8 protein-coding genes are annotated in these 13,375 nt (G+C 63.8%); 2 read left to right on the top strand and 6 right to left on the bottom strand.

Annotated elements, in window-relative coordinates; translation table 11 throughout:
* Window positions 1–2: 2 nt before the first annotated feature.
* The gene (locus tag JFN90_RS10790) at window positions 3–545 is read right to left on the bottom strand and encodes a surface-adhesin E family protein (protein ID WP_199395127.1); all 543 of its coding nucleotides are present in this window, start codon (window positions 543–545) and stop codon (window positions 3–5) included.
* Between the two features lie 81 nt (window positions 546–626).
* On the opposite strand from JFN90_RS10790, the gene JFN90_RS10785 reads away from it, so the two are divergent.
* Together JFN90_RS10785 and JFN90_RS10780 are read left to right on the top strand one after the other, a co-directional pair.
* A complete protein-coding gene (locus tag JFN90_RS10785; protein WP_199395126.1) occupies window positions 627–881 on the top strand; it encodes a type II toxin-antitoxin system Phd/YefM family antitoxin in 255 nt (84 codons plus the stop codon).
* Window positions 878–1,135, top strand: a complete 258-nt coding sequence (locus JFN90_RS10780; protein WP_199395125.1) for a Txe/YoeB family addiction module toxin — start codon at window positions 878–880, stop codon at window positions 1,133–1,135. Before JFN90_RS10785 ends, JFN90_RS10780 begins: the two co-directional genes overlap by 4 nt.
* Before the next feature lie 37 nt (window positions 1,136–1,172).
* Here JFN90_RS10780 and JFN90_RS10775 read toward each other — a convergent pair whose 3' ends face one another.
* The 5 genes from JFN90_RS10775 to JFN90_RS10755 form a co-directional block, all read right to left on the bottom strand.
* Window positions 1,173–1,874 carry an aspartate/glutamate racemase family protein gene (locus tag JFN90_RS10775; protein ID WP_199395124.1) on the bottom strand — a complete coding sequence of 234 codons (702 nt, stop codon included), beginning with the start codon at window positions 1,872–1,874 and terminating at the stop codon, window positions 1,173–1,175.
* 40 nt (window positions 1,875–1,914) lie between these two features.
* A complete protein-coding gene (recD2, locus tag JFN90_RS10770; RefSeq protein ID WP_199395123.1) occupies window positions 1,915–4,104 on the bottom strand; it encodes an SF1B family DNA helicase RecD2 in 2,190 nt (729 codons plus the stop codon).
* Between the two features lie 86 nt (window positions 4,105–4,190).
* Window positions 4,191–4,913, bottom strand: a complete 723-nt coding sequence (locus JFN90_RS10765; RefSeq protein ID WP_199395122.1) for a general secretion pathway protein GspB — start codon at window positions 4,911–4,913, stop codon at window positions 4,191–4,193.
* 1 nt (window position 4,914) lies between these two features.
* Window positions 4,915–6,543, bottom strand: a complete 1,629-nt coding sequence (locus JFN90_RS10760) for an AAA family ATPase (RefSeq protein ID WP_199395121.1) — start codon at window positions 6,541–6,543, stop codon at window positions 4,915–4,917.
* A 191-nt stretch (window positions 6,544–6,734) separates the two neighbouring features.
* Entirely contained in the window at window positions 6,735–13,025 is a 6,291-nt protein-coding gene (locus JFN90_RS10755) for an Ig-like domain-containing protein (RefSeq protein WP_199395120.1), read from the bottom strand.
* Between the last annotated feature and the right edge of the window lie 350 nt (window positions 13,026–13,375).

Here is a 13,375-nt window from a genome sequence, read left to right as displayed (position 1 = left end):
GTTTAAAGGGGTGTGCCTTCCTGGGGCGGCGACTCGCCCGGCACATCGGGGTTCGGAGTCTCTTCCTCGGTCCCGTCATCCTCGACGGTGCAGACTATGGCGGCGACCGTCTCTCCGAAGCTGCCCGGGACAATGTCGCTCCACTGTTCGTCGTTGCCGTAGGAACTCACCGGGCTCCCCTTGGCGTCGTAGTAGTGCACCGAAGAAACATTCATGGTCGCCTCGTTGCAGTTGATATTCCACTTCTCCTTGCTGTAATAGCTTCCCTTGAGTGCCCCGGTGAGCGCCTTACGCCCGGTGTCGGTATAGAGAAAGGCGACCCAGGCCGTGCGGATGTTGCTTTCGGCATCGACTATCTGCGCGGAGCCCTTGACGCCGTAGACGCACATGCTGTCGCTGCAGTCCAGCTTCAGCAGCGAGGCATCGGCATCCCACTTTTCCTGCAGCGATTGCGAGCTGGGCGCCTCCTTGGCCGTCTTTTTCTTTTCCCCGGCGAACGCGGTCGAGGCGATGAGCACCAGCGCCAGGATCATCAGTCTTTTCATACTCCCCCCCTACTCCATTCCGCCTTGCCAACTTAGCAGGCGAATGATATTGTACAACAAGTTGTCAACTGGAGGTGCCCCATGCAGGCCATAACATACAGCGAAGCACGTCAGGACCTGAAAAACGTGATGGATGAGGCGTGCAGCAACCACGAGCCTATCCTGGTGACTCGGCGCAAAGGAGAAAGCGTGGTCATCCTGAGCCTCGAGGATTACGAGTCCATCATGGAAAGCGACTACCTGCTTTCCAACCCCGCCAATGCCGCCCACCTCACGCAATCCCTCGCTGAGGCAAAAGCTGGCAAGACGACCCCGCTGGACGCCCTCGGGCTGTGAACGTCTCTTTCACTCCCACCGCTTTGGATGACCTGCGCTACTGGCTGAAGACCGACAAGCGCCAGACCGAGCGTATCCTCGCCCTTCTTGAAGAGATCCGGCGCACGCCGTTTGATGGCACCGGCAAGCCGGAACCGCTCCGCTTCCAGCTTGCCGGCTGCTGGTCCCGCAGAATCGACCGCGAACATCGGCTGGTGTATCTGGTGGAGGAAAAAGAGATCATCGTGATCGCCTGCCGCTACTACTCAGGCTGAATAAGCTCATCCGCTCCGTAATCCAGCCCTGCTCCTTTTACCACGTCCTCCCTGCCCTGCAATAGCTCACGACACTTTCGACATGGATCGCTGTGGTATTGAGAAAGGTGGTATCGAAGTCGCCGTCTTTTAGTATCAGCGGCAACTCGGTGCAGCCGAGGATGATCGCCTCGACCTGTTCTTCCCGCACCAGACGGCCGATGATGTCGATCAACCCTTTCCTGGTGTCGTCCTTGATGATGCCGAGCTCAATCTCGGTCATCAGTTTCTCGTGGATATAGTGCTGATCACTGGCAGAGGGCACCGCCACTGAGATCCCGGCCGCCGCGAAAGGAGGCGCGAAGAAATTCTCCTCCATGGTGAACCGGGTCCCCAAAAGGCCGACCTTCTTCACACCCAGTTCCTTGGCCTTGTCACAGGTGGCGGTGACGATGCTGATCAGCGGGATGGGCGACTTGGCCTGCACCTCGTCGAACACGACGTGCGGCGTGTTGGCCGTGATGATTGCAAAGTCTGCGCCTGCCTTGTGCAGCGCCCTCACCTTCTGCACCAGCAGGTAAACGAGATGGTTCCACTCGCGCTTGGCGGCAAGGGCCATCACCTCCTGCAGGCTCACGCTGTAGATCACCATCTCCGGCGCGGCAAGGCTTCCCGGCACGCGAAACGCCTCGATGATGCGCTGGTAGTAGTCAACGGTGGACTCAGGTCCCAGTCCCCCGATCATGCCGATGGTCTTCATCACGTCCTCCTGTCGACCTCAACGTTTTTAGTCACTTCCCTCACGCCGGTGCGCTGCTGATCCTGCGCGCCAGGTCGGTCATCCTGCGCTGGGATTTGTTGGTGCGCACCGCCATGGACAGTGCCTTGGGCTCGCCGATAACCACCACCAGCTTCTTGCCGCGGGTCACCGCGGTGTAGATCAGGTTGCGCTCCAGCATGGTGTAGTGCTGCATGGAGAGCGGGATCACGACCGCCATGTACTCCGAGCCCTGGCTCTTGTGGATGCTGGTGGCGTAGGCGAGGCTCACCTCGTCCAGTTCGCCGAACTGATATTCCACCAGCCGGTCGTCGAAATCGACGCTGAGCGTCCCCTCTTCCTGGCGCACCTCCACGATGCGGCCGATGTCGCCGTTGAACACTTCCTTCTCGTAGTTGTTCACCGTCTGGATCACCTTGTCGCCCGGGGCGAAGCCGGTGCCGAAGCGGGTTACCCTGGGTTCCGCCTTGCCGTTTAGCACCCCCTGCAACTCGGCGTTGAGCGAAGCGGTGCCGAGTCCGCCCCGGTTCATGGGGGTGAGCACCTGGATGTCGCGCACCGGGTCGAAGCCGAAGCGCTTGGGGATGCGCTCCGTGATCACCTGGAGCAGCTTGCCGTGGATGTCCTCGGCGGTGGCGGCGGGGATGAAGTAGAAGTCGGCCAGTTCCTTCCCCTCGTCCTGCAGCGGGAGTTCGCCGCGGTTGATGCGGTGCGCGTTGACGATGATCTTGGAGCCCGCAGCCTGGCGGAAGATCTCGGTGAGGCGCACGGTGGCTACGGCGCCGGAGTCGATGATGTCGGCAAGGACACAGCCGGGGCCGACCGAGGGAAGCTGGTCCACGTCCCCGACGATGATGAGCCCCGCGTGGTCCGGGACGGCAGGGAGGAGCTTGTTCATCAGCACCACGTCCACCATGGAGGCCTCGTCCATGACCAGGAGGTCGGTCACGAGCGGGTTGTCCCGGTCGCGCTTGAAGCCGAAGCTCAGCGGATCGAACTCCAACAGGCGGTGGATGGTCTTGGCCTCGATCCCGGTCGATTCGGTGAGACGCTTGGCGGCCCTGCCGGTGGGGGCGCACAGGGTCACCTTGAGGTGTTGGGAGCGGATGATGGCCAAGATGCTGTTCACCAGCGTGGTCTTGCCGACGCCGGGGCCGCCGGTGACGACGACCACCTTGTTCTTGAGTGCGAGCCGGATCGCGTCGCGCTGGGATTCGGAAAGGGTGATGCCGTTGTGGCTCTCGGCCCAGGGGATGGCTTCTTCCGCGACAACGCCGCCCCAGGGGGGCGCTCCGTTGGCGAGGCGCGCGAGGCTGGCGGCGACGCCAACTTCGGCGCGGTGCAGCGGCGTGAGAAACAGGCAGGGGCGACCGCCGATCGGCTCGGCAACCAGGTTCTGCTCGGTGACCTCCGCGTCGATGGCGGTCTCGATGACGGTAGCGGGGATGTCCAAGAGGGAGGCGGCGCTCTGCGCCAGGTCGGCCCGGGCGGCCGCGCAGTGGCCGCTGCCGGAGAGCTCCTGCAGCACGTGTCTCACGCCGGCCTGGGCTCGGATCAGCGAGTCGCGGGCGATGCCCAGGTTGGCGGCCAGGGCGTCGGCGGTCTTGAAGCCGATCCCCTGGATGTCGAGGGCGAGCCGGTACGGGTTCTCGGTGACCTTGAAGATCGCCTCGTTGCCGTAGCACTTGTAGATGCGCACGGCGCGTGCGGTCCCCAGGCCGTTACTCTGCAGGAAGACCATGATCTCGCGGATCGCCTTCTGCTCCACCCAGGCGCTCGCCACCGACTCCATGCGCTTGCGGCCGATGCCGGGGAGTTCCAAAAGGCGCTCCGGCTGGTTCTCGATCACGTCGAAAACCTCCTCGCGGAAGGCCTGTACCAGCACCTTGGCGAAGTGGTGGCCGATGCCGTGCACCATGCCGGAACCGAGGTATTTCTCGATCCCCTCGAGCGTGGTCGGGGGCACCACCTTCAGGTGCTCCGCTTTGAACTGCATGCCGTGGGTGCGGTCGTTGTGCCAGGAGCCGGTGCACTCCATGAACTCCCCCGGCGTCACAGTTGCCGCGCTCCCGGTCACCGTCACCAGTTCGCGGTGCCCTGCGACCTTCACCCGCAGCACGCAAAAGCCCGTCTCCTCGCTGTGGAAGGTAACCCTCTCCAACGAGCCGGCGATCCTTTCGACCGGGTGCTCAGCAGGTGATCTGTCTTTCATCGAGGCTCCCGGTGGTGCGTAGGGAATTTGGGAACAGGGATGGCGGGCCCGAGGGCTACCAGGGCTCAGGCCGGTGCACGTCTTTATTAACGGGATTGCAGCCCGGAGGAGAAGGGAACCTCGAAGACGCGGCCGCCGCGGGAGAGCTTGACCTTGGTTTCCTTGATCTCGACCACGCGGGCGCCGGCCACCTCGGCCCCCTCGCCGACCAGCATGCCGTTTAGTACCGCCCGCCTCATGCGCCGCTCGTCCTGGTAGGCGATGCCGGTGATGGCAATGTCCTGGCCCCCTGTCGCCACGGCGGCAGGTTCCTGCGGTGCGAACTGCGACGCCTCAGACGGCGCGGACTGGGCCGCTGCGGTGCGGGAGGCCCTGCGCGCAGGAAGGAGAACCGGCTGGGCAGGTGCGGCCGGAGCTTGAGCTGCCACGACCGGCGCGGCAGGCGCGACCGACAGCGCAGGAGCCGGGGCGGACGCGACGGGGGCGGCCGCCACTGGGGACGCCACACCGGTAGGAACTGCAGGCGGGGCCGTCGGGGCCGCGGCAGCCGGCAGTTGCGGTGCGGGGACAGAGGCGGCGGGGGCTTGCGCCGCCGTTTGGGTGGATTCCCCCTTCAGCAGGAAACCGGCGCCGATACCGGCCATAACCAGCACCACGCCCGCGACCACCGCGACCGGGAAACGGCGCGGTTCCTTGGGCTGGGCCGCCAGGCGGTAGCGCAGCACCTCGGGGCGCAGGTCCTGGCCACCCCCACGCCTGCTCCTGCGCTCCTGTTCCATCTTTCTCAAGGCATCGAGTATCAGGCTCATGTCACATCCGTCCCGTCTGTTTGCTGTCGGCGCCCTGCACCCGCGCCAGTCCAGGCGGGAAATAGCCGCCGGCGCGGCGATACAGCAGCATGAGGGTCTGCGCCCCCACCTTCCCGTCACCCGGCAACTGCTCCCGGCGCTGGAACTCGGCGAGTGCGCTCTTGGTCGTCTCGTTCAACTTGCCGTCCACGGCACCGTCGTAGCATCCCACCTGCTTCAGAAGCCCCTGCAGCGACTTGGTACCGGCCGCCTTCTCGGCACCCTTAGTCCGGGTGGCGATACCGTGGAAGTCCTTCCAAAGCACGGTGACGCCGCCGCTCCACACCTGCGCCAGTTCCGCGCGGGTGAGCTTGGAGCGCCCGGCCACCTGCGGGACCACCTCGACCTCGTTCTTGTCCAATCCCACCAGCGCCACCAGCCGCTCCGCTCCCCCCGGCAGCACGATGTGGAGCAGCACGGGGGCGTCCAGCCGCGCCAGGAGATCGAGGCTCGCGGGGAACCTGGCTGCCGCCATGCCGCGCTGCCGGACCAGCGTGCGCAGGGTCGCCGGCTGCCCCGGCACCGGTTCCACCCGCTGCACCCGCCAGGCATCCAGCACCGCGTTCACCGCGGCGAAAAGGTTGTCCTGCTCGGGCTGGGCCTGAATCCCCTGGCGCGCCGCCTCCGCCGACAGCGGCGGGACCACGACCTCCTTGGCCTCCTTCTTCTCGCCGGGGAGCAGATGGAAGGAGATGACCGAGAATCCGGCGATGATGACGACACAGAGGGCCAGCGCCGCCGACAGCGCCCTCACCTGCAAGGCCCGCTTCCGGCGCGGCGACTCCTTGCGCAGGTCGGCAATGGCGAGCGACGCCATGGCCGGGGTGACCTCCTTGCAGTCGCGCGTGTAGGCGAGCAGCAGAGTGCGGTCGCAGACCCCGTTGATCAGGCGCGGCAGACCGCCGGAGCATTTGAAGATGCGCTTGAAGGCGCCGGGCGCGAAGCTGAGCGGCTCCCGCCCCTCGGCGGCGAACCGGATCCGGTGCCGGATGTAGGCGCAGGTGTCGTCGAAGTCCATCGGTTTCAGGTGGTAGCGCACCGTGATGCGCTGATCGAGTTGCCTCAGCTCGTCCCGGGCCAGGAGCGCGTTCAGTTCTGGCTGCCCGACCAGCACGATCTGGATCAGCTTGTCGCTCTCGGTCTCCAGGTTGGAGATGAGCCGCACGTGCTCCAGCACCTCCACCGAGAGGTTCTGGGCCTCGTCGATCACCAGCACCACGGTGTGGCCGGCGCGGTTCTCTTCCAGGAGAAAGGCGTTGAGGGCCGCGTGCAGGTCGCGGATCTCGTTCCCTTCGGTGGGGAGGCCGAACTCGGCGTTGACCTCTTTCATGAAGCCCAGGGGGGAGAGGATCGGGTTGAAGATCAGCGCGGTGCGGTGCGTTTGCGGGTCGAGCTGATTCAACAGGGTGCGCACGATGGTAGTCTTGCCGGTCCCCACCTCGCCCGACAGTTCGATGAACCCGGCGCGGTTCTCGATGGCAAAAAGCAGGTGCGCGAAAGCCTCCTGGTGCGGAGCGCTCAGGAACAGAAAAGCCGGGTTAGGAGTAAGCGCGAAAGGTGCTTCCTTGAAGCCGAAAGATTCCCAGTACATGTTTCCCCGATGTGCCCGTTCCAGGCGGGAGAAGGTTGGGTGAAGTGGAGGTTATAGCTATAGTTTTTTGCGAGGGGAGTGTCAAGGGAATCCTGCGGCGAGATGAACCTTTACTAAGGTAAATGAGGTGCAAAAAAAAGCTGCCGCGGAGACATTCTCCGCGGCAGCTCGGCTCAACCAGTCACCGAATCCTAGTGGATTTTGGGATCGTTGTGGATCAAGGAATCCAAAAGAGCACCTGCATCGGTGACGTTTTCAAAGGTAACAGTCCCCACCTGGGCTCCGTTATTGGTGATCGTCAGACTGGCCGTGGTGGATCCATCAGTATGTTGGAATAAAGCATCCGTGTGGGTTTGCTCGATGACGATCTTATCCACATGGGCGGTGAAGTCTTTTATGGTGTCGTTGCCTCCGTTCACCGTAAAGATATCAGCCCCAGCCCCACCAGACATGATGTTATCGCCATGGCCACCGCCAAGTGCATTGTTGCTGCTGTCGCCGGTCAGGGTGGAACCGTTCTGGGCCAGCAGGCTGAAGTTGCCGGATACGTGGTCCCCGTCGCCGTCGGTAGCGGTAAAGCCGAAGTTCAGCGTCTGGGTCACGGTGGTGTCAATGGTGTAGGCGGTGAAGGAAGTGACCCTCACAGCGCCGGCACCGCCGGTGAAGTCGATGTGGTCGATGTACATGTTGTTCTGCGGAGCGGTGAACACCAGGTGACCCGTGGAGTCGAGGCTGCTGGTGGTCGCAACACCAGAGATGTCCTGGGAGTGAACGCCATCGGTATAGGTGGCAGTCCAGTTGATCTGCTCGCCGGCCCCGAGATCATTGATCCCGATCTTAGCCTGGTAGGCGAGGTTAGCCGCGCCGCTGGCTCCTTCATTGTCAAAGTTGAAGTGAAGGGTTTCGGTGGTGCCGACGTTGCTGGTTAGGTTCAGCCAGTTGTTGTCGACCCCCATCCCCTGGGTACTCGGGTTGACGCTATGGCCGTCGGCGGTGATCTGGAGGGACCACGGCTTGGCGGTGGCATCGAACCCGGAAGAGCCGTCGGTGTAGACGTAGAAGGAGGTCTGCGGCCCACCTGCGCCTATGCTCCCCTGCAGGTTGCTGTTCAGCACCGCGAGGTCGAGAATCTGGTGCTGGTCGAAGGTGTACGTACCATCCGAGTGGGCGGTCACGGTGAAGACCTCGTTGCCGCCGGCCATGGCATGGATCGTAGAACCGTCAGCCGAGACGTTGTAGGTAACGGTCTGGCCATAGGAGGACAATCCGGAAGGAGGCGTCCCGGTCAAGGTAACATGGGCGGTATCGAAATCGGCGCCGATGGTGGCGAGGGTGCCTTCGACCATGGTTCCACCAGTATGAGCGGTCGTGTCGGTGTCGCCGGTGTTCTGGAAGATGCCGTTGGTGACGTTCAACACCGGCGCATCATCGGTAATGGTGACGGTGATGGTATTGGTTGCGGTGTTGCCGTGGCCGTCGGTTACCTGGAAGGTGAAGGTATCCGGGCTGTCGCTGCTCGACGGACCGTTCAGGGTGTAGGTGTAATGCCCGGTGGAGGGGTCGATGACCAGCGTCCCCTCGTGGGTGGCCGCGTCGGGCACCAGGGCGTAAGTGTAGGAGCCGTCGCCGCCGCTGGAGATCAGGGACCCTTCCGCGATGTAGCCGGTACCCGGGTGGGTGCCGACGGACAGGGCGCCCTCGTCGACGGTGGTGTCGGAGTGGACCGTGTCGACCTGGGTGTGCAGGCCGCTGTTGGTCAGGTTGAGGGTCAGCGTGCTGGTGGACTTGCTGCCATCAGCGTCCTGGATGGTGTACGTGAAGGTATCGCTGGTGTTCGCGCTGTTGGCGTTGGCGTGATATTCATAGCTGCCGTTTGCGTGCAGGGTCAGGGTGCCGTGGGCACCGGTGATGACGCTGTCCACCTGGCCGCTCACTGCGGTCGCGCTGGTGCCTGCGGCTGCACCGACCACGACGATGGAGCCGTCGGCGCCCGGGATATCGTTAGCGACCACGCTGCCAGAGAAGGTCGCGCCTTCCACCACGCTGCCGCTATCAACGTTGGCCACCGGGGCATCATCGGCGATGGTGATGGTGACCGTGTTGGTGGCGGTGTTGCCGTTGGCGTCGGTCACCTGGTAGGTGAAGGTGTCCGGGCTGTTGGTGAGTGTCGGGCCGTTAAGGGTGTAGGTGTAATGCCCGGCTGCATCGATGACCAGGGTCCCCTCGTGGGTGGCCGAGTCGGAGACCAGGGCGTAGGAGTAGGACCCGGCGCCGCCAGTCGAGACCAGGTTCCCTTCTGCGATGTAGTCGCTACCCGGATGGCTGCCCACCACCGGCAGGGCGCCCTCGTCGACGCCGGTAACGGAGGTGAGGGTGTCAACCTGGGTGTGCAGACCGCTGTCGGTTAGGTTGACGGTCAGGGTGCTGGTGGACTTGCTGCCGTCGGCATCCTGGATGGTGTAGGTGAAGGAGTCGCTGGTGTTGTCGCTGTTCGGGTTGGCGTGGTAGTCGTAGCTGCCGTCAGCGTGCAGGGTCAGGGTGCCGTGGGCGCCGGTAATGACGCTGTCAACCTGCCCGCTCACCGCCGTCGCGCTGACGCCTGCCGCCACACCGACCACCACGATGGAGCCGGGGGCCACGCCGTCGGCGCCCGGTACGTCGTTAGCGACCACGTTGCCGGAGAGGGCCGCGCCCTCCATGACGCTGCCGCTGTCGGTATGCGCCACCGGCGCGTCATCGGCGATGGTGATGGTCACCGTGTTGGTGGCGGTGTTGCCATGGGCGTCGGTGACCTGGTAGGTGAAGGTATCCGGGCTGTTGGTGAGCGTCGGGCCGTTCAGGGTGTAGGTGTAATGGCCGGTAGCCGGGTCGATGACCAGGGTCCCTTCGTGAGTCGCGGAGTCGGAGACCAGGGCGTAGCTGTAGGACCCAGCGCCGCCGCTGGAGATCAGGTTCCCTTCGGCGATGTAGCCGCTGCCAGGGTGGCTACCAACGGAGAGAGCGCCCTCGTCGACGCTGGTATCGGAATGAACGGTGTCGACCTGGGTGTGCAGACCGCTGTCGGTCAGGTTGATGGTCAGTGTGCTGGTGGACTTGCTGCCGTCGGCATCCTGGATGGTGTAGGTGAAGGTGTCGCTGGTGTTGTCGCTGTTCGGGTTGGCGTGGTACTCGTAGCTGCCGTCCGCATGGACGGTCAGGGTGCCGTGGGCGCCGGAAATGACGCTATTCACCTGCCCGGCGACCGCCGTTGCACTGACACCGGCCGCAGCGCCTACCACGACGATAGAGCCGTCCGCTCCCGGGATGTCGTTGGTGACGACGCTGCCGGAAAGGGTCGCGCCTTCCACGACGCTGCCGCTGTCGGTCTGTGCCACCGGCGCGTCGTCGGTGATGGTGATGGTCACCGTGTTGGTCGAGGTGTTCCCTTCACCGTCGGTCACCTGGTAGGTGAAGGTGTCCGGGCTGTTGGTGAGCGTCGGGCCGTTCAGGGTGTAGGTGTAGTGGCCGGCCGCATCGATGACCAAGGTTCCCTCGTGGGTGGCCGAGTCGGAGACCAGGGCATAGGAGTAAGATCCGGCGCCGCCAGTGGAAACCAGGTTCCCTTCCGCGATGTAGCCGTTGCCCGGGTGGCTGCCCACCACCGGCAGGGCGCCCTCGTCGATGCTGGTGACGGAAGTGAGCGTGTCGATGTGGGTGTGCAGGCCGCTGTCGGTCAGGTTGACGGTCAGGGTGCTGGTGGACTTGCTGCCGTCAGCGTCCTGGATGGTGTAGGTGAAGGTGTCGCTGGTGTTGGCGCTGTTCGCGTTGGCGTGGTAGTCGTAGCTGCCGTCAGCGTGCAGGGTCAGGGTGCCGTGGGCGCCGGTTATGACGCTGTCCACCTGGCCGCTGACCGCCGTGGCGCTGGTGCCTGCCGCCACGCCGACCACCACGATGGAGCCGGGCGCCACACCGTCGGCACCCGGTACGTCGTTAGCGACCACGCTACCGGACACGGACGCGCCTTCCACCACGCTGCCGCTGTCGACGTTGGCCACCGGCGCGTCATCGGCGACGGTGATGGTCACCGTGTTGGTCGCGGTATTGCCATACGCGTCGGTTACCTGGTAGGTGAAGCTGTCCGGGGTGTTGGTGCCGGTCGGTCCGCTCAGGGTATAGGTGTAATGCCCGGTAGCCGGGTCGATAACCAGGGTTCCCTCGTGGGTGGCCGAGTCGGAGACCAGGGCATAGGAGTAAGATCCAGCGCCGCCAGTGGAAACCAGGTTCCCTTCCGCGATGTAGCCGCTGCCCGGGTGGCTGCCCACCACCGGCAGGGCGCCCTCGTCGACGCCGGTGACGGAGGTGAGGGTGTCAACCTGGGTGTGCAGCCCGCTGTCGGTCAGGTTAACGGTCAGGGTGCTGGTGGACTTGCTGCCGTCGGCATCCTGGATGGTGTAGGTAAAGGTGTCGCTGGTGTTCTCGCTGTTCGGGTTGGCGTGGTACTCGTAGCTTCCGTTGGCGTGCAGCGTCAGGGTGCCGTGAACACCGGTGATCACGGAATCGACCTGCCCGCTTACCGCCGTTGCGCTGGTACCGGCGGCAGCTCCCACCACGACGATGGAGCCGTCGGCACCCGGGACGTCGTTAGTGACCACGCTGCCGGAGAGGGTCGCGCCTTCCACCACGCTGCCGCTATCAACGTTGGCAACCGGCGCGTCATCGGCGATGGCGATGGTCACCGTGTTGGTTGCCGTGTTGCCGTGGGCGTCGGTCACCTGATAGGTGAAGGTATCCGGGCTGTTGGTGAGGGTCGGACCATTCAGGGTGTAGGTGTAATGACCGGTGGCCGGGTCGATGACCAGTGTCCCCTCGTGCGCGACCGAGTCCGACACTAGGGCGTAGGTGTAGGAACCGGTGCCGCCGCTGGAAACAAGGTTGCCTTCGGCAATGTAGCCGGTACCCGGATGGCTCCCCGCGGCCAAGGCGCCCTCATCGACGCTGCTGGCAGAGTGAGCGGTATCGACGTGGGTTGCAACCGTAGAATCCACGGTATATTCGCCAACAGCCGTGGCGCTCGCCGTGCTACCTGCCGCGTCGGTCGTCGTCACCGAGGCGGTGACCTGGTGCCCCGCGTTGCCGGTCAGGTCGCTGCCGGAAACGTTCACGGTGAAGCTGTGGCTGCCGGCATCGGCGTCGGTGACGGTGTGGGTGTAGGTTTGCCCGCCGACGGTCATGATGATCACGTCGCCGGCATGGACTCCCCCACCGATGGTGCCGGTCACCGGAACAGTCGTGCTCCCAGCCTCGGCATTGTTGACGACGTTGTCGCCGGCGATGCTCGTGATGTGAATCTCGGCAGTGGTGTTGTCGACAGTGTAACCGGCGGTGGCACTGGCATTCGCGGTGCTGCCGGCCGCATCGGTGGTCGATACCGAAGCGGTGATAGAGTGGCCGGCATTGTTGGTCAGGTCCGCACCGGAAACGTTCATGGTGAAGCTGTGGTTGCTGGCCTCGGCCTCGGTCACGGTGTGGCTGTAAGTCTGGCCTCCGACGGTGACCGTGATGACATCACCAGCATGAACACCGCCGCCGATGGTGCCGGTTACCGGAACGTTGGCGTTGACCGCTTCGACGTTGTTGACGATGTTGTCACCGGCGATGCTGGTGATGTGGATGTCCGCCGTCGTGGTGTCCACCGTGTAGCTGGGCGTGACGGTCGCGGTGGCGGTATTGCCGTTGGGCCCGGTGGTGGTGACGCTGACGGTGATGATATGGTTCGGGTTGTTGACCAGTTCGGATCCCGGTACGGTGATGGTGTAGGAGTTGTCGCCGGCAACGGTGCCGGTATGGGTGTTGCCGTTGATCACGATGGTGACCGTGTCACCCGGGTGGGCATTGCCTCCGACATTGCCGGAGACGGGGATCTGGCCGGTAGCTTCGACGTTGTTGACGATATTGTCACTGGTAATGGGATTGACGGTTATGGTTGCCGTGAGCGGCGGCGTTTGAACCGTGGCGATGACTGAATCGAGAGTCCCAGTCGTCCCGAAGGTGACCCCGGTGGTGGTCACGCCGCCGGTCGGTTGGACTTCTTCGCCGGTCGGGGCAAGCACGAAGAGGGGATGGGTGCCGCCCGCATCGGCGGGACCACCGGCTGCGGGGGCTTCCAGTTCGATGGGCTGGTCGCCGGTCGCCAATGCCTGCTGGATCTGGGCCACCTCGGCGGTGGTGTCGGTGGTGTCACCCGACATGACCGAGCCGTAAACGTCGTGGTCGATGGAGACGTTCATCATCCGGCCCAGGTCCAGCTGGTTCCCCTGGGCGCCGTCGAATACGATCGATGCGCTGCCGTCGCTCTCGGTAACGATGCGGTCATCGGCAAAGATCGGGCTGTTCGGCATGAGCAGACGAATCGCGCCATCCGGGGATATCGCTTTCACCGTTCCGTACAGAATGACAACCTTACCGACCACCTGGTGCGCTGCTGCCTGATTGTTCTGTGCCATGACCATTCTCCATGTATGTGATAGTGAGACGTGAGAGGGAGCTACCTGAAATTGGTTATGCTAAAGATATCTCTGAGGGGAAACCATGTCTATTGTACCTTGGTACTAGACTGACATAGTGATGACGTTACACAGAGCCCATTTTTTCGCTGCCATAGCTAGAGGCTGTAGATTCGGAGTGGATATATTACCTGTGTCTTGACGTATGCCAAGTAACAGACACAAAAAAAGCCCTCTGTGACATAGAGGGCTTTTGTGATTATGACTTCAAGGGAAAGACAAATCCCCCCTGTCCCCCCTTCGCAAAAGGGGGGACGCTGGTTCACGTGCGCCGCTTTGTGGGCAGCGGG

This window comes from Geomonas propionica (genome assembly GCF_016458235.1).
Taxonomy (GTDB): domain Bacteria; phylum Desulfobacterota; class Desulfuromonadia; order Geobacterales; family Geobacteraceae; genus Geomonas; species Geomonas propionica.
Note: the sequence above shows the minus strand (reverse complement) of the source record. Positions and strands in the feature narration are given on the sequence as shown.

What these genes read in the sequence shown, in the direction of transcription:
- JFN90_RS10790 (WP_199395127.1), bottom strand. Translation starts at nt 545, where the DNA reads ATGAAAAGACTGATGATCCTGGCGCTGGTGCTCATCGCCTCGACCGCG.
- JFN90_RS10785 (WP_199395126.1), top strand. Translation starts at nt 627, where the DNA reads ATGCAGGCCATAACATACAGCGAAGCACGTCAGGACCTGAAAAACGTG.
- JFN90_RS10775 (WP_199395124.1), bottom strand. Translation starts at nt 1,874, where the DNA reads ATGAAGACCATCGGCATGATCGGGGGACTGGGACCTGAGTCCACCGTT.
- recD2 (WP_199395123.1), bottom strand. Translation starts at nt 4,104, where the DNA reads ATGAAAGACAGATCACCTGCTGAGCACCCGGTCGAAAGGATCGCCGGC.
- JFN90_RS10765 (WP_199395122.1), bottom strand. Translation starts at nt 4,913, where the DNA reads ATGAGCCTGATACTCGATGCCTTGAGAAAGATGGAACAGGAGCGCAGG.
- JFN90_RS10760 (WP_199395121.1), bottom strand. Translation starts at nt 6,543, where the DNA reads ATGTACTGGGAATCTTTCGGCTTCAAGGAAGCACCTTTCGCGCTTACT.
- JFN90_RS10755 (WP_199395120.1), bottom strand. Translation starts at nt 13,025, where the DNA reads ATGGCACAGAACAATCAGGCAGCAGCGCACCAGGTGGTCGGTAAGGTT.